16 protein-coding genes are annotated in these 16,036 nt (G+C 66.9%); 7 read left to right on the forward strand and 9 right to left on the reverse strand.

Going from position 1 to position 16,036, the window contains the following annotated elements; translation table 11 throughout:
- Positions 1-27: 27 nt before the first annotated feature.
- The 5 genes from V6B15_RS05365 to V6B15_RS05385 all read right to left on the reverse strand — a co-directional run bounded on the left by V6B15_RS05365 (position 28) and on the right by V6B15_RS05385 (position 4,737).
- Positions 28-402 (reverse strand): endonuclease domain-containing protein, encoded by a 375-nt coding sequence (locus tag V6B15_RS05365; RefSeq protein WP_334200318.1) that lies wholly within the window; start codon positions 400-402, stop codon positions 28-30.
- A 55-nt stretch (positions 403-457) separates the two neighbouring features.
- The gene (locus tag V6B15_RS05370; protein WP_442969007.1) at positions 458-1,567 is read right to left on the reverse strand and encodes a PA0069 family radical SAM protein; all 1,110 of its coding nucleotides are present in this window, start codon (positions 1,565-1,567) and stop codon (positions 458-460) included.
- 136 nt (positions 1,568-1,703) lie between these two features.
- On the reverse strand, positions 1,704-2,231 hold the full coding sequence (gene moaB / locus V6B15_RS05375) for a molybdenum cofactor biosynthesis protein B (RefSeq protein WP_334200320.1): 528 nt from the start codon (positions 2,229-2,231) through the stop codon (positions 1,704-1,706).
- Complete coding sequence (locus V6B15_RS05380) at positions 2,231-3,955, reverse strand: lytic transglycosylase domain-containing protein (protein ID WP_334200321.1); 1,725 nt, start codon at positions 3,953-3,955, stop codon at positions 2,231-2,233. The genes moaB and V6B15_RS05380 overlap by 1 nt, the downstream gene beginning before the upstream one ends.
- On the reverse strand, positions 3,952-4,737 hold the full coding sequence (locus V6B15_RS05385) for a hypothetical protein (protein WP_334200322.1): 786 nt from the start codon (positions 4,735-4,737) through the stop codon (positions 3,952-3,954). The genes V6B15_RS05380 and V6B15_RS05385 overlap by 4 nt, the downstream gene beginning before the upstream one ends.
- 80 nt (positions 4,738-4,817) lie before the next feature.
- Here V6B15_RS05385 and V6B15_RS05390 point away from each other — a divergent pair, with 80 nt between their 5' ends.
- The 7 genes from V6B15_RS05390 to V6B15_RS05420 all read left to right on the forward strand — a co-directional run bounded on the left by V6B15_RS05390 (position 4,818) and on the right by V6B15_RS05420 (position 13,235).
- A complete protein-coding gene (locus tag V6B15_RS05390; RefSeq protein ID WP_334200323.1) occupies positions 4,818-6,467 on the forward strand; it encodes an electron transfer flavoprotein-ubiquinone oxidoreductase in 1,650 nt (549 codons plus the stop codon).
- Between the two features lie 107 nt (positions 6,468-6,574).
- Complete coding sequence (locus V6B15_RS05395) at positions 6,575-7,387, forward strand: 4-(cytidine 5'-diphospho)-2-C-methyl-D-erythritol kinase (protein ID WP_334200324.1); 813 nt, start codon at positions 6,575-6,577, stop codon at positions 7,385-7,387.
- Positions 7,387-8,112 (forward strand): N-formylglutamate amidohydrolase, encoded by a 726-nt coding sequence (locus tag V6B15_RS05400; RefSeq protein ID WP_334201330.1) that lies wholly within the window; start codon positions 7,387-7,389, stop codon positions 8,110-8,112. The genes V6B15_RS05395 and V6B15_RS05400 overlap by 1 nt, the downstream gene beginning before the upstream one ends.
- 309 nt (positions 8,113-8,421) lie before the next feature.
- Positions 8,422-10,269, forward strand: a complete 1,848-nt coding sequence (ilvD, locus tag V6B15_RS05405) for a dihydroxy-acid dehydratase (protein ID WP_334200325.1) — start codon at positions 8,422-8,424, stop codon at positions 10,267-10,269.
- 38 nt (positions 10,270-10,307) lie between these two features.
- The gene (locus tag V6B15_RS05410; RefSeq protein WP_334200326.1) at positions 10,308-10,664 is read left to right on the forward strand and encodes a hypothetical protein; all 357 of its coding nucleotides are present in this window, start codon (positions 10,308-10,310) and stop codon (positions 10,662-10,664) included.
- Positions 10,657-12,042: an NAD(P)H-hydrate dehydratase gene (locus V6B15_RS05415; RefSeq protein WP_334200327.1), complete on the forward strand. Its 1,386-nt coding sequence runs from the start codon at positions 10,657-10,659 to the stop codon at positions 12,040-12,042. The genes V6B15_RS05410 and V6B15_RS05415 overlap by 8 nt, the downstream gene beginning before the upstream one ends.
- Positions 12,039-13,235: a class I SAM-dependent RNA methyltransferase gene (locus V6B15_RS05420; RefSeq protein WP_334200328.1), complete on the forward strand. Its 1,197-nt coding sequence runs from the start codon at positions 12,039-12,041 to the stop codon at positions 13,233-13,235. The genes V6B15_RS05415 and V6B15_RS05420 overlap by 4 nt, the downstream gene beginning before the upstream one ends.
- On the opposite strand, the gene V6B15_RS05425 is transcribed toward V6B15_RS05420, so the two are convergent.
- The 4 genes from V6B15_RS05425 to V6B15_RS05440 are packed head-to-tail and all read right to left on the reverse strand — an operon-like array spanning position 13,232 to position 16,020.
- Positions 13,232-14,008 carry a hydrolase 1, exosortase A system-associated gene (locus V6B15_RS05425; RefSeq protein ID WP_334200329.1) on the reverse strand — a complete coding sequence of 259 codons (777 nt, stop codon included), beginning with the start codon at positions 14,006-14,008 and terminating at the stop codon, positions 13,232-13,234. The two genes, V6B15_RS05420 and V6B15_RS05425, sit on opposite strands and share 4 nt — an antisense overlap.
- Positions 14,005-14,685 (reverse strand): hypothetical protein, encoded by a 681-nt coding sequence (locus V6B15_RS05430; RefSeq protein WP_334200330.1) that lies wholly within the window; start codon positions 14,683-14,685, stop codon positions 14,005-14,007. The genes V6B15_RS05425 and V6B15_RS05430 overlap by 4 nt, the downstream gene beginning before the upstream one ends.
- An 8-nt stretch (positions 14,686-14,693) precedes the next feature.
- Positions 14,694-14,996: a phosphopantetheine-binding protein gene (locus tag V6B15_RS05435; RefSeq protein ID WP_253515457.1), complete on the reverse strand. Its 303-nt coding sequence runs from the start codon at positions 14,994-14,996 to the stop codon at positions 14,694-14,696.
- Positions 14,997-15,042: 46 nt separating this feature from the next.
- Positions 15,043-16,020, reverse strand: coding sequence for a GNAT family N-acetyltransferase (locus tag V6B15_RS05440; RefSeq protein ID WP_334200331.1), 978 nt, complete (start codon positions 16,018-16,020; stop codon positions 15,043-15,045).
- Between the last annotated feature and the right edge of the window lie 16 nt (positions 16,021-16,036).

A 16,036-nucleotide genomic window follows, 5' to 3' on the forward strand; every position in this document is an offset into this window, starting at 1 on the left:
GGACCACGAAGTGGTGGAGGGGCACCTTCACCGCTCAGGCATGTCGCTCGCTCGGGCGTCGCAGATTTCCAGCAAGCGCGTCATCGTCGCTTCGATATCGTCCATCACTGCCGCGGCTGGGATCCGCGTGGTTGCGATTCCCTGCGAGCGCAGGAACGCCGATTTGGCCCGGTCCCTTTTTATCGTTTCCGCGCTGTCATGCGCCCAGCCGTCGATCTCGATGGCGAGCCGCAGCCGCGCGCAATAGAAGTCGATGATGTAAACGCCGGCAGGATGCTGGCGTCGGAACTTGTGACCGCGCTGGCGGCCGCGAAGGTGTTGCCAAAGAATTCGTTCGGGCACCGACATTTCGCTGCGTAACTGCCGTGAACGTTTGACCGTTTCCCGTGGCCCTGTGATCATAGGATGTGCCCCTCCACCGCCTTCGGCGGTCCCCCTCCCCAGGGTGGGGAGGCTGTCATAGCAACCGCATCTGACCGCCCAACGTGGGCGGCCTGAACTGCGTGCAATCCAGCTCGAACTTCGCCTTGCCCATTCCGGCGCGCTTGCAGGCCAGGCGGAAGCGCGCGCGGAAGAGGTCGGCCCACACGCCGGTGGGTTTCATGCGGGTGTTGAAATCGGGATCGTTGTCGCGCCCGCCGCGGATCGAGCGGACGATGCCCATCACCTTGTCGCCGCGCTCGGGATAATGGACCGAGAGCCATTCGCGGAACAGCGGGGCGACTTCGTGCGGCAGCCGCAGCGGGATCCAGCCGACGCTGTCGACCCCGAGCGCAGCCGCGCGCTGGACGATTTCCTCCATGAACTCATCGGTGATCGCGGGAATGATCGGCGAGACCGAGCAATGCGTCGGCACCCCCGCGGCGGCCAGTGTCCCCAGCGCCTGCAGCCGCTTGGCCGGCGCCGCCGCGCGCGGTTCGAGCTTGCCCGAGAGATTCGGGTCGAGCGAGGTGACCGAGATCGCCACTGCTACCAGCCGCCGCTCGGCCAGTTCGGCCAGCAGGTCGAGATCGGCGAGCACGCGGTCGGACTTGGTGGTGATGGTCACCGGGTGGCGCGCGTCGAGGCACACTTCGAGCACCTGCCGCGTGATCCGGTAGCGCGCCTCGATCGGCTGGTAGGGATCGGTATTGGTCCCCATCGCCAGCGGGCGCGGGCGGTATTTGGGCTTGGCCAGCGTGGCGCGCAGCAGTTCCGCCGCATTGGGCTTGGCGAACAGCTTGGTTTCGAAATCGAGCCCGGGCGAGAGGTCGTGATAGGCATGGGTGGGCCGCGCAAAGCAATAGACGCAGCCATGCTCGCAGCCGCGATAGACGTTGACCGAGCGGTCGAAGGGCACGTCGGGCGACTGGTTGAAACTGAGGATGGTCTTGGGGAATTCCTCGGTCACTTCGGTGCGCAGTTTTACCGGCGGGCCTTCACCGGGGGCGACCAACTGTTCCATATAGTCGCGCCAGTCGCCGTCTTCTTCGCACGTGGCGAGACCGAAGCGCGTGGGCACCGCTGCGCCCTGCGCACCACGTCCTTGTATGGCGGGAGCGAGTCGTCGTTCCATGCGGGAGAACATACACGGAACAAAGCTGGCGTTCCATAGTCATTGCGAGCAAAGCGAAGCAATCCATCGCTCCGCTTTCCGAGTAGCGCAAAGATGGAAGGTGGATTGCCGCGGAGCCTTCGGCTCCTCGCAATGACTGGCTGGCGAATTACCGCTCGCGCAGCCGCGGCATCAGTTCGACGAAATTGCAGGGGCGGAAGCGGCTGTCGAGCTGGTGGAGGAGGATCTTGTCCCAGCCGTCCTTCACCGCGCCGTTCGATCCGGGGAGCGCGAAGATATAGGTGCCGCGCGCGAGCACGGCGCAGGCGCGGCTCTGGATCGTGCTGGTGCCGATGGTTTCGAAGCTGAGCCAGCGGAACAGCTCGCCGAAGCCGGGAATGTCCTTGTCCTTCACGCGGTCGAGCGCTTCGGGCGTGATGTCGCGTCCGGTGAGCCCGGTGCCGCCGGTGGTGATTACGCAATCGACCATTTCATCGTCGATCCAGCGGTGCAGGTGTGCGGCGATCTCGTTCTTGCTGTCGCGGCTGATCTCGCGCGCGGCGAGGGTGTGCCCCGCTTCGACTATCCGTCCGCTGAGGATATCGCCCGAGCTGTCGTCGGCCAACGTGCGCGTGTCGGATACGGTCAGCAGCGCGATACGGACCGGTTTGAACGGGCGGCTTTCGTCGATCGCCATCAGCGTACCCCCGGGAACATCGGCCAGTCGTTTTCGGCCAGTTCCACCCGGCTGGGCGCCGCGGCATCCGCCTGGCGCAGATACATCCAGTAATTGCGCATCACGATGGCGACATAGCCGCGCGTCTCCCAATAGGGGATCGATTCCATATACAGCAGCGGATCGCCCTGGTCACGGATCTCGCTTTCCCAGCGCGAAACCGGCGAAGGCCCGGCGTTATAGGCAGCCATGACCTTGGGCAGACGGCCCTGCGTGTAGCTCGAACTGCCCAGCGATTCGAGCGTGCGTTGCCCGAAGGCGAGATTGACTGCCGGGTCCTTGAGATCGGCGCCGCTGCTCATGTTGATCGAGGCGGCATATTCGCGCTGCGTGATCGGCATGATCTGCATTAGCCCGATCGCGCCCGCGGGGCTGACCACGCGTTCGCGGAAATTCGATTCCTGCAGCGCATGCGCGAAGGCCAGCGCCGGGTCGACGCGCCAGCCGCCCACCGGCGTGCGGAAGGTAACGGGATAGCGCAGGCTGGGATGCGCGCCTTCGCCGCGCGGCGCGTTATAGGCCATGAAGGTCTGTGCGCCGGTCAGCCCGAGTGCGCGCGCGAGCCGCGAAAGCGCGGGGTAATCGTCGGGATCGCCCGTGCGGACCAGCCAGGTCAGGTCGCGCTCGGCCTCTTCGCGCCGGCCGATCTCGGCCAGCATGACTGCCTGCCGCGCGGCTTCCTCGTCGCGCAGGCGCCGCCAGTCGGCTTCGGTCAGATCGGGCTGCGCATGCGTGCGCGGCAGGTCGCGGCCCATCTGTTCATGCGCGAGCATGCCGTAGAGCGTTTCGGGAAAGCGGGCCGCACCGCGCAATTGTTCGTCGGCTTTTTCAGGAAAGCGGCAGCGGATCAGCGCGCGGCTGGCCCAGTAATGCGCCGCGGCGGCGAGATTGGGGCTGACCGCACTCGCTGCGCTGCGCTGGAACGCTTCGGCGGCCTTGTCGCAATCGCCCAGCCGCCAGGCGGCGAGGCCTGCGGCCCAATCGCCTTCCGCGACCCAGGCCCCGCTGCCGCCGTCGCGCACGGTATCGGCCAGCGCCCAGGCCTGCGCGTCCTGGTTCTCGATGTAATAGCTCCACGCGACCCGGTAGCGCCATTCGGCGCGCGCCTGCGAACTCAGCGTCGCGTCCACCCCGTCGAGCAGCAGGCGGGCACCGTCGGGATCGTCATTGGTGATCCGTTCGAGGATCGCCGCCTTGATGCTTTCGGGCATCGTCCCGTCCTGGATCGCGCTGGGCCGGATCCGCTTGGTCGAGCCGGGCTGGCGCACCAGATCGCGCGCGCGCGGCAGGCTGGGCGGATTTTCGAGACCGCGGGTTAGCCCGAGCCGGACGATCGCCTCGGCCTCGGGGAGGCGCGCATAGCGGTCGAGCCAGCTTTCGATCCGCCCGAGTTCGATCCGCGGGCTTTCGGGGTGGAGATAATAGCTTGCCAGCGCCGCGCCGTGCAGCGGCCCGTCCGCGCGGCCCGCCAGCATGACCTCGACCCGGTCCCAATTGCGGCTGTCGATCGCTTCGAACAGCGAGCCGTAAAAGGCGCGGTCGTCGCTCGACAGCAATTGCGGCAGCGCGGCGGAATGCGAGCGGGTGAAATATTCGACGCTGCTCTGCTGCGCGAGCGCGGGCGCGGCGGGCAGCGCGGCGGCGAGGATGGCGGCGAGGGCGAGGGGGAGGGGGCGAATGGTCATTGGGTCCAGTCCAGCCAGCGGTTCCAGAAATTCTCGCGCCGCGCAGCCGAGCGCGCGAGGTTGCGCAGATCGGGCGCGGCGAGCAGCGGATGGGGCTTGCCCGCACAATCGAGCGACAGGGGCTCGCGCGCGCGTTCACGCGCAATGCCGAACAGTTCGAGCTGTGCGCGTCCGAACAGGAGCACGCGCTGCGGCGCGGCCAGCGCAATATGATGCCGCGCTACCTCACCCAGTCCGCTGGCGGCCAGCCGCGTCCAGTCGGGCATGGCCGTGGGCACGGGGAGCGCGCTGGCGACATAGACCTCATGCGCTGCCAGCCCCATCGCGCGCAGCATTGCTTCGGCGAAGGCGCGCGCACCGCCGCTCAGCAGGCCGTCGGCATCGTCGTCGAACGGCTGGGGCAGCAGCACCATCAGCGCGGCACCCGCGACCCCGCGCGGCGGGACGCGCCGGTCGAGCGCGCCATCCGCCAGCGAGGGCGCGCTCATCCACCATTCGCGAAATTTTTCGAGCGTGTCGGGCAGTTCGGTCCGATCGATGCCCGAGGCCGTCCCGTCCGGCTGGTCGAGCGCGCGCTCGAGCGCGGTCTTGCGTTTGACCGGCGGCGGGGCGGGCGGCGGGGGAGCCGCTACGGCATCGTCGCTCTTGGGTTCGGCCAGCCAGCCGCTTGCCTCGTCGGCGAAATCGGCATCGACGCCGGCCTCGCGCCACCAGTCGAGCGCGCCTTCGAGGCTCGCGAGCGCTGTAAAATCGCGCGGGTTCGGCGGGTCGGCGTGCATCATTCCTCGAAGCGCAGGTCTTGACCTCAATAGCGCCACCAATCAAGGCACTCGCACAAGTTACGCGACGAAAAGAGAGAGTCATGAGCGAACGCGAATCGATGCCCTGCGACGTGGTCATCATCGGCGGCGGTGTCGCCGGCCTGGCGGCGGCAATCCGGTTGAAGCAGATCAACGAGGACCTCGAGGTCGTGGTGCTCGAAAAGGGCAGCGAAATCGGTGCGCACGTGCTGTCGGGCGCGGTGGTCGACCCCCGGGCGCTGGACGAACTGCTGCCCGAATGGCGCGACATGGACTGCCCGATGGCGGAAACCCCGGTGACCGAGAACCACCACTGGGTGCTGTCGGCAACCGGCCAGTCGGACCTGCCCGAATTCCTCCTGCCGCCCTTCATGGGCAATCACGGCAATTACACCGGTTCGCTGGGCAATCTGGCGCGCTGGCTGGGCGAACAGGCCGAGGGCCTGGGCGTGATGGTCTTCCCCGGCTTCCCGGCTGCCGAAGTGCTGTTCGACGAGCAGGGCGCGGTTACCGGCGTGGTAACGCAGGATATGGGCATCGCCGAGAACGGTTCGCAGAAGGGCGATTACCAGCCGGGGATGGAAATCCACGCGAAATACACGCTCTTCGCGGAGGGGGCGCGCGGCAATCTCACGAAGAAGATGAAGGCGAAGTACGACCTCGAGGCCGATTGCGAGCCGCAGGTCTACGGCCTCGGCATCAAGGAACTGTGGGATATCGACCCCGCCAAGCACGAGCCGGGCCGCGTGATCCACACGCAGGGCTGGCCGCTGAGCGAGAGCGGCACCTGGGGCGGCGGCTTCCTCTACCACCAGGCCAATGGCCAGGTCGCGCTCGGCTTCGTCACCGCGCTCGATTACAAGAACCCCTATGTCTCGCCCTACCAGGAATTCCAGCGCTGGAAGCACCATCCGGCGATCGCGGCGATCCTCGAGGACGGCAAGCGTGTCGCCTATGGCGGCCGCGTCATCAATGAGGGTGGCTGGCAGTCGGTCCCCAAGCTGGCGTTCCCCGGCGGCGCGCTGATCGGTTGCGCGGCGGGCTTCGTCAACGTCCCGCGGATCAAGGGCAGCCACACCGCGATGAAGAGCGGCATGCTGGCAGCCGAGAGCATCGCCGCGGCGATCGCCGGCGGCGCCGAGCATAGCGAGCTGATGGATTATGACGACGCGGTCCGGTCCAGCTGGATCGCCGAAGAGCTCAAGAAGGTGAAGAACGCGCAGCCCGCGGTGGCCAAATGGGGCGAAGACCTCGGCACCGTGCTGGCGGGCATCGACATGTGGATGCGTACGCTCAAGATCGGCCTGCCGATCACGATGAAGCACCACCGCGACCACGAAATGCTGCAGCGCGCCGACCTGCACCAGAAGATCGCCTATCCCAAGCCCGACGGGAAGCTGAGCTTCGACAAGCTGACCAATGTCGCTTTCAGCTACACCAACCACGCCGAGGACCAGCCGGTCCATCTGAAAGTGTGCGACTGGGAGCTCCAGAAGACCAGCGAACTGGCCGAATACGATGGCCCGTCGAACCGCTATTGCCCTGCCGGCGTCTACGAATGGCTCGCCGACGAGGACACCGGCGAAATGAAGTTCCAGATCAACTCGCAGAACTGCATCCACTGCAAGACCTGCGACATCAAGGACCCGAACCAGAACATCGAATGGACCACCCCCGAAGGCGGCGGCGGCCCGAACTATCCGAATATGTGATCGCCGGCGTCGCTTGCTCTGTCATTGCGAGGAGCGAAGCGACGCGGCAATCCACGGTAGCGCCCTGGATTGCTTCGCTTCGCTCGCAATGACGAGGGAGCCTATGGGTGGCCATTGCTGAGACCGCATACGCCAAGATCAACCTCGCGCTGCATGTCCGCAACCGGCGCGAGGACGGCTATCACGAGCTCGAGACGCTGTTCGCCTTCGTCGATGCGGGCGATGTGCTGACGGCGCGCAGTGCGGCGCAGGACAGCGTGCGGGTGCTCGGGGAATTTTCCGGCGGGCTCGACAATCCCTTCGACAACCTCGTCGCCAAGGCGCTGGGCAAGCTGCCCCGTGCCGAGGGGCTGGCGGTGACGCTCGAAAAGAACCTGCCCGTCGCGGCAGGGCTGGGGGGCGGGTCGGCCGATGCGGGCGCGGTCTTCCGCATGGTACGCGAGCGCTACGGACTGCCCGAGGACTGGCATGCACGCGCCGCCGCGCTCGGCGCCGATGTGCCCGCGTGTGTCGAGAGCCGCACCTGTATCGGCCGCGGGACCGGAACCGAGCTCGAAGCGGTGGACGACAGCCTTGCGGGCACCCCCGTGCTGCTGGTCAATCCCCGCGTCCCGCTCGCCACCGGTCCGGTGTTTGCGCATTGGGACGGCACCGACCGCGGCGCGCTGCCCCAGGGCGATGCCCTCACCATTGCGCTGGAGGGGCGCAACGACCTCGAAATTCCGGCCATTTCGCTGTGTCCGCAGATCGCCGGCGTGCTCGCCGCATTGCGCGGAACCTCGCCCGTGCTCGCCCGTATGTCAGGCTCCGGCGCAACGTGTTTTGCGCTGTTCGACAGTGACGCCGTGCGTGACGAAGCCGCGGCACGCATCGCCGCCGAGCATTCGGGATGGTGGCAGCTGAAGGGATCCCTGCGATGATGATCGACAATCTGCCCTACCGCCAGGTCGGCACCGAGGACCTGCGGCCCGGCGGCCTGCTGTGCGTTGCCGATCACGCGTCCAACTTCGTTCCCGAAGACATCGAACTGGGCATCGATCGCAAACTGCTCACCGAGCATATCGCGGTCGATATCGGGGTCGAAGGGATCGCCGACCGTCTGGCGCGCCGCCATGGCATGCCCGCGCATATCGCCTGCGTCAGCCGGCTGGTGTGCGACATGCACCGCAAGGAAGATGACGCCCCGGTCGTCCCGGCGACCAGCGACGGCCATCTGATCCCGGGCAATATCGGCGCCAATATCGAGGCGCGTCTCGACCGCTTCCACCGTCCCTATCACGCGGCGCTCGCCGATCTGATCGCGGAGGCGAAGCCCAAGCTGCTGGTCGCGCTGCACAGCTTCACCCCCAGCCTCGCCACCAGCGACGAGGAGCGGCCATGGGAAGTCGCGCTGCTGTATAACCAAGACGATCGCGCGGCGCGCCATGCGATCCGCCTGTTCGGTGAGCAGGGCCTCAATGTGGGCGACAACCAGCCCTATTCGGGCAAGCAGCTCAATGCGACGATGGACCGCCATGCCGAAGCGCATGGCATCCCCTATTGCACCATCGAGATCCGCCAGGACCAGATAGCCAACGAGGCCGGTCAAGCGCGCTGGGCGGTGATGATTGCCGACGTCATGGGCCGCCTCGCGCTGGAGTTCTGAGGAGGCCGTTTCGTCGCGGGTGGGCGATTGCAGTGCTTCGGTTTCGGGCGCCAAGGCGCGAAGACAGGTTTCCTTCCGCTTTCCCGTCATCCCTGCAAAGGCGGGGATCCAGCTGACGTGGCTTTACAGAACGAAGGTCATCTGGGCCCCTGCCTGCGCAGGGGCGACGCGGCGGTTGCGGGCCCGAAGGTTCCTCCGCGCCTCAGCGTGCAAATCCCGCATCTAGCTTCGCGTAAAGATTTTCCGCTTCGACCCGCACCCGCGATCCTCTAGTCTGTCATCCTCCACGAAGCCGACCGGACCAATATCATGCCCGCCTATCGTTCCCGCACCACCACCCACGGCCGCAACATGGCCGGCGCGCGCGGATTGTGGCGCGCGACGGGCATGAAGGATGGCGATTTCGGCAAGCCGATCATCGCGGTCGTGAACAGCTTCACGCAGTTCGTCCCGGGCCATGTCCACCTCAAGGACCTCGGCCAGCTGGTCGCGCGCGAGATCGAGGCAGCGGGCGGCGTGGCCAAGGAATTCAACACCATCGCGGTCGATGACGGGATCGCCATGGGGCATGACGGCATGCTCTATTCGCTGCCCAGCCGCGACCTCATCGCCGACAGCGTCGAATATATGGTCAATGCGCATTGCGCCGACGCGATGGTCTGCATCTCGAACTGCGACAAGATTACGCCGGGCATGCTGATGGCCTCGATGCGGCTCAACATCCCCAGCGTGTTCGTTTCGGGCGGGCCGATGGAAGCGGGCAAGGTCGTGCTCAAGGGCAAGGAAGTCGCGCTTGACCTCGTCGATGCGATGGTCGCCGCTGCGGACGAAAGCTACACCGACGAGGAAGTGACCGCGATCGAGCAGAATGCCTGCCCGACCTGCGGCTCGTGCAGCGGCATGTTCACTGCCAATTCGATGAACTGCCTGACCGAAGCGCTCGGGCTGTCGCTGCCCGGCAATGGTTCGACGCTGGCGACGCATGCCGACCGCAAGGGCCTGTTCGAACGCGCCGGGCGGCTCGTGGTGACGCTGGCCAAGCGCTATTACGAAGAGGATGACGAAAGCGTCCTGCCGCGCACGATCGCCGGGTTCGAAGCGTTCGAAAACGCGATGAGCCTCGACATTGCGATGGGCGGATCGACCAACACCGTGCTCCACTTGCTCGCCGCCGCGCATGAAGCGGGGGTGGATTTCACCATGAAGGATATCGACCGGTTGAGCCGGCGGGTGCCCTGCCTGTCCAAGGTCGCACCCGCCAAGAGCGATGTCCATATGGAGGACGTTCACCGCGCGGGCGGGATCATGTCGATCCTCGGCGAGCTCGAGAAAGCGGGGCTGCTGCATACCGCGCTTCCCACTGTGCATAGTCCGACGATGGGCGATGCGCTCGACGATTGGGATATCGGCCGCACGCATAACAACAAGGTGCGCGAATTCTTTGCTGCCGCGCCGGGCGGGGTGCCCACGCAAACCGCCTTCAACCAGGCGCGCCGGTGGGACGAACTCGATCTCGACCGCGAAAACGGGGTGATCCGCAGCGCCGAGCACGCCTTCAGCAAGGATGGCGGGCTCGCAGTGCTTTACGGCAATATCGCGCGCGACGGCTGCATCGTGAAGACCGCGGGCGTCGACGAGAGCATTCTGAACTTCTCGGGCCCGGCGAAGGTTTATGAGAGCCAGGACGACGCGGTCACTGCGATCCTGACCGGGCAGGTGGTCGAAGGCGACGTGGTGGTGATCCGCTACGAAGGGCCGCGCGGCGGGCCGGGCATGCAGGAAATGCTTTATCCGACCAGCTATCTCAAATCGAAGGGGCTGGGCGCGGCCTGCGCGCTGCTCACCGACGGGCGTTTCTCGGGGGGCACGTCGGGCCTGTCGATCGGCCATGTCTCGCCCGAGGCGGCCGAAGGCGGGGCCATCGGACTGGTCGAGACTGGCGACAGGATCGAGATTTCGATCCCCGAGCGCAGCATCACGCTTGCGGTATCCGACGAAGTGCTGGCCGAACGCCGCGCCGCGATGGAGGCCAGGGGCTGGCAACCGGCCAAGCCGCGCGAGCGCCGCGTCTCGCCCGCGCTCGAAGCCTATGCCGCGATGACCACCTCTGCTGCGCGCGGCGCGATCCGCGACGTTTCGCAGATCAAGCGCGGCTGAGGCTTGCTCCGCGCCCCCGCGCATGGCAGCGGCGGGGCATGGCAATTCTACGGCGCTTCCTCCCTGTGCCGGTGCTGGCGCTGATGGCGCTCGGCGCCTGCGACCTTTCACCCCCTATCGATACCGAGGGCGGCACGCCCGTCGCCTGCGCGCTACGCGGGGCGAGCGATTTTGCGAGCGAGTGCCGCCTTGTCGAAATGGACGAGGGCGTCGAACGCTATTTCGTCATGCGCCATCCCGATGGCGGCTTCCGCAAGCTTGCCCCCGCCGATACCCCGGCGGGGCTGGTCGAATTCGACGGAGCGCAGCGCGCCGAGAGCCAGCGGGTAGGCGATGAGATCGTCCTCTCCATTGGCGACGACCACTATCGCTGGGAGGCATCAGGCGATGAATGAGCCGATCCTCACCGTCGCGCAGATGCGCGCCACCGAACGCGCGGCGATGGACACCGGGACCAGCGAATGGGAATTGATGCAGCGCGCGGGCGAAGGTGCGGCGCAATGGGTCATGCGGGTCGCCGCGGGACGACCGGTGACCGTGCTGTGCGGGCCGGGCAACAATGGCGGTGACGGCTATGTGATCGCCGAAACCCTTTTGCGAAACGGGAACACGGTGCAGGTGATTGCACCGGTCGAGCCTGCCACCGATACCGCGCGCAAGGCGCGGGCGGAGTTTGGCGGGGACATTTCGGCCGATGCGGCGCCGCGCCATCCGGTCGTGGTCGATTGCCTGTTCGGTTACGGTCTGACGCGGCAGGTCGAAGGCGTCTTTGCCGCTTTGCTCGAACAAATCGCCGCAAGAGACTGTTATAGAATAGCAATCGATGTTCCCAGCGCGCTGGCAAGCGATAGCGGCGAAGTGCTGGGGCCGCTGCCGCGCTATGACCTGACGCTGGCCCTTGGCGCATGGAAGCAGGCGCATGGGCTGATGCCCGCGATGGCGGCCATGGGCACGCGGCGGCTGGTCCCGATCGGCCTCGACCTCGGACCGGGCTCGACCGCCTTCTCCTCCCGCCCGCGCCTGGCATCGCCCGCGCCGGAGGCGCACAAATACCGCCGCGGACTGCTCGCGATCGTTGCGGGTGCGATGCCCGGCGCACCGCTGCTGGCCGCCGAAGCGGCGATGCGCGCCGGGGCGGGCTATGTGAAGCTCCTCAGCGAGCATTCGCACCCCGATGCGCCCGCCGACTTGGTGATCGAACAGGGCAGGTTCGGAGAGAGCCTTTGCGATGAGCGGATATCGGCCTTGCTGGTGGGTCCGGGATTGGGGCGCGATGGGGACGCGCGGGGGCGCCTCGCCAAGGCCCTCCAGCAGCGGCGGCCTATCGTCCTCGATGCCGATGCGCTGCACGTGCTCGGGCCGGATATGCTCGGGGGAGCCGACGTCACGACGGTTTGCCTCACCCCGCATGAAGGCGAACTCACCAAGCTCTGCGACGCTTTCGGCGTGAGTGCTGACGGCAAGCTTGCACGCACGCGACGCCTTCGTGACGTCACCGGCATGACCGTGCTCGCCAAGGGCCCCGACACGATCCTCGCAAGTGACGTCATGACGCACTTCTTCCCGCGCGGGTCGAGCTGGCTTTCGGTCGCCGGCACGGGCGATGTCCTTGCGGGCATCGTCGCCTCGCGCCTCGCGGCGCATGGCGACGCGCAGCGTGCCTGCGCCGAAGGCGTATGGCTCCATCAGGAGGCGGCGCGGATCGCATCACCCGCTTTTTCGGCCGGGGACCTTGCCCATGCGGTCAAACCGGCCATGGCGTCGTTCCTGTGAGCGAGATCGAAATCATCCAGCGCATCGCCGCGCGCGGCGACGGCATCACCGCCTCGGGCCGCCATGTCGCGGGCGGCGTCCCCGGCGACCGTATCGCGCCCGACGGGACGCTGACGCCGGGGCCGCATCATGTCGCCCCGCCGTGCCGACATTTCCCGACCTGCGGCGGCTGCCAGCTGCAGCATGCCGACGAGGAGGCGCTGCGCCAGTTCGTCACCGACCGCGTGGTCCATGCCGCCGAGGGGCAGGGCATCGCGCCGGAAACGCTGCTCGAAACGCATTTGTCGCCGCCCCGGTCGCGCCGCCGGGCAACGCTCCACGGCATGCGCACGGGGCGCAGTGCGGTGCTGGGCTTTCGTGAGGGCGGCTCGCACCGCATCGTCGATATGCGCGAATGCCATATCCTGACGCCCGAACTCTTCGCGCTCGTCACTCCGCTCAAGACCCTGATCGCCGCGCATGGCGGACGCCAGGCGGTCGATGTCGAGCTGACGCTGGCGGACCAGGGTATCGATTGCCTGCTCAAGGGCATTGCAGCCGAGGGACTGGCGGCGACCGAGGCGCTGCTCGATTTCGCGCGTGATCACGCGCTCGCGCGCCTCTCGCTCGATAGTGGCTTTGGGCCCGAGACGCTGTGGGAACCCGAACCGCTGACGGTTACGCTCGGCACGGTCCCCGTCCCGTTTCCGCAGGGCAGTTTCCTCCAACCAACCTCCGATGGCGAGGCCGTGCTGATCGAGGATGCACGCCGGTATCTTGCCGGGGCGGAGACGATAGCCGACCTCTTTTCCGGCCTCGGCACCTTCGCCTTCGCGCTGGCCGGTCCGCGCAAGGTCCTCGCGGTCGAAGCGGCGCGCGAGCCACATCTCGCGTGCAAGACCGCGGCCAATATGCGCGGGCTCCCGGTGCAGACGCTGCACCGTGACCTGTTCCGCAACCCGCTGCAAAGCGACGAGGTGAGCCGGTTTGGCGCGGTCCTGCTCGATCCGCCGCGCGCAGGCGCACGCGAGCAGGTGGCGCAGATCGCCGCGAGCACGGCCTCGCGGGTGGTCTATGTCAGTTGCAACCCGGCAAGCTGGGCGCGCGATGCCAAGCTACTGGCCGAGGCCGGGTTCCGGCTCGAAACGCTGCGTCCGGTCGGCCAGTTCCGCTGGTCGACACATGTCGAGGTGACGAGCTACTTCACCCGCTAGCGGCGCAACGTCTCGAGGATGCGGCTCCGCAGCCAGGCACGCGCTTCCACGCTTGAATAGGCATGGTCGGCACCGGGGCAGCGCGCGATCCGCGTATCGTCGGCGTCCCAGCGTTCGGCAAAGACCTGCGCGGTCCGGTCGCCATCGGCGAGGAGGAATTTCACCGGACCCGTGAATCCGGCCAGCCCGGTCCGCATCTTGTCTGCGAGCGACGAGGACTTGCTGCGGGGCCGTGCGGCCCGGACCATACCCCTGGCGAGCTTGCCGAGGTCGACCCGGCCTGAAACAAGCCGTGCAAGTTCGCGTGGATTCTTGAGTTTTTCGGCATAGCGCGAACGGACTGCGGCGGGAGGCGGGATGTCGTCCTCACTGTCTTCCATGGTCCAGGGGTTGCTCAGCACCAGCGCATCGCATTCGGCGCCGCTCGCCAGCATCAGCGCCGATGCGGCATCGCAATTGCCAAACCCGGTCACCCGCTGGACCTGCGGCGCAATGGCACGAAACGCGAGAAGAGCGGCCGCTATATCCTTGCTCGACTTGCGGAAATCCCGATTGTCGCCCTCACTATCGCCGATCCCGCGGCGGTCGAAGCGGAACACGGGAAAACCCGCCGCGGCGATCGTCGCCGCCAGCCGTGCCTGGCCGTTGAAAGCGCCCGCGCGGATCTCGTTGCCGCCGCTGACCATGAGAAGTCCGGTCGTTCCCGGTGCGCTGTCGAGCGTCGCAGCGCAGCGCACGCCCTGGCATTCGAAGGTGAGGTGGAGGCGAGTCACAGGCCGTGGATGCCAATCGCGACGATCGCCGCGAGCGCATCGGCTTGTTCGGGGTCATCGTCGTTTTCGGCGCGCAGCCACAGCGGTTGGCCGCCGACATCGGAGTGTTCGATCACGATCTGCGCGCCGGTGGGCGTCGCTTCCTCCGCTTCGAGCTCGCGGACAAGTTGTGCGCCGAGTGGCCATCCGGCCAGCTCGATGCCTTCGGTCCGCGCGGCCTCGAGCAGCCCGTCGGAGGTCTCGTCACGCCCCGCTTCGCGCGCCGCGATAATCCGCGCGCGCAGCAGGCTGCGCAGGACCTGCCGGGGTTTGACCGGGGCATAGAGCCATCCCGGAATATCGCCGGGTACCAGCCACCCGCCGGAGCGGATCGCGAGGACGTGCGTCGCGCGAAAATGCGTCGCTGCTGCGGCCACGGCGGCGCGCCATTGGCCCAACGTCTGCTGCGTCAGATCCGCCGTGCTTTCATTGCAGCCGGGCAGGTCGGGGAGGAAGCAATCCACCTCGCGGGTATCGATCCTGCGCATGATTTCAAATATTTGGTGGCGGAACTTGTTGGCTTCATCGAAGAACGGAGGGATCACCAGCAGGCGCTGCGCCCGTGCGGCATCGAAGCCGAGCACCATTTCCTCGCCCAAGCGGCCATTCGGCAGCGGACAAGGCCATGTGGCATACATGGTCGAGGTCAGGCCCCGATGGCCTTGGCTTCGGCAAAGACGAGCAGGCCGCCGTAGCTTTCGAGCATTTCGCCATCGACGTCTTCATCGTCGATAACGATGTCGAGCCGGTCTTCCATTTCGGTGAACAGGCCCGCGACAGCCATTGAATCGAGTTCGGGGAGATGACCGAACAGGCCGGTGTCATTGTCGAAACCGTCGACCTGTGCCTGGTCCAGCCCGAGGACGTCGCGCAGGATCCCGCGCAGCGTCTGATCGATCTCGCTGCGGCTCGGCCCGGTCGGCGCGGCATGTGCGGTCTCGGCGGTCATTCCTGCGGCTTCCCCTGCGTTTGGCCTGTGCATAAAGGCGATGCCCTTAGCTGGGGCGATTGTGCGGTGCAAGGTGGCGCGCCCAGGCCTTGGCCGCGGCCGGCCAGGCGCGTGGCTGGCGCCAGTCGAGACAGGTCAGGCGATAGCGCGGGCGGTTCGCCTCCATCCAGTCGCGTTTATAGGCATCGGTGCCGGTGCCGAAATCGACCAGATCGACCTTATCGGTGTCGATCACCTGTTCGAACAGCGCGGCGCTGAGCGTCGTCCCGGCAGAGAGCGGCTTGGCCGCTTCGACATGCGCCAGCTTATGAATATAGGCGGTGCCGTTCTCGACCGTCCAGAACTGCGCTGCCACGGGGACTCCATCGGCGCGCGCGATACCCAGCCGGAGGCGACCGGCCGCGCCCTCCGCCCGGGCAAATTGCTCCAGGATGTCGGCGCGTTCTTCCGCGGGCTTCCAGCTTTCGGCATAGACAGACTGATAGTCGCGCCAGGCGGTCTCGTCGAAACGGTCGAGGATATCCACGTCCACCTTCTTCGCCTTGCGCTTGAGCGTGGTGCGCATCTTGCCGGGGCGCTGCGCCCAGTAGTCGGCGAAACTGCGCCCTGCGACGGGGAGCACGTGGTTCTCGTCGCATTGCGTGCGCCAGACCCACCAGCCAGCCTCGCGAAAGGCGCGTTCGAGAGCCGCGGTGCTGCCGTCTTCCGCGGGAAGGGGAGCCATATCGATCCGGTGCGTTCTGCTGCGCAGGTCGCGGGCGAGCGCGGTAAGCAGGTCGGTATTTTGTCCCAGCGGCCGCCAGGTGAAGGAAAACCAGTTTGCCAGGCTGGCAAGCCCGGCAGGCTGGTGCTGCAGCGGCAGGGCCAGCTGCTCGCCACCCCGTTCGGCAAGCGCGATCAGCGGGCGGATGTCGCCCGTCTCCAGCAATTCAAACCATGCGAGCCTGTCGAAAGGACCCGCACCGGTCCCATCCAGCCCTTGCAGTTTGGTAACCGTGTCGTGATAGCTGACCGCGATGCCCACCGGAATTCCCTCGCCT

The sequence above is a fragment of the Qipengyuania sp. Mu-71 genome, from assembly GCF_036867055.1.
In the GTDB taxonomy this organism is placed as follows: Bacteria; Pseudomonadota; Alphaproteobacteria; order Sphingomonadales; family Sphingomonadaceae; genus Qipengyuania; species Qipengyuania profunda.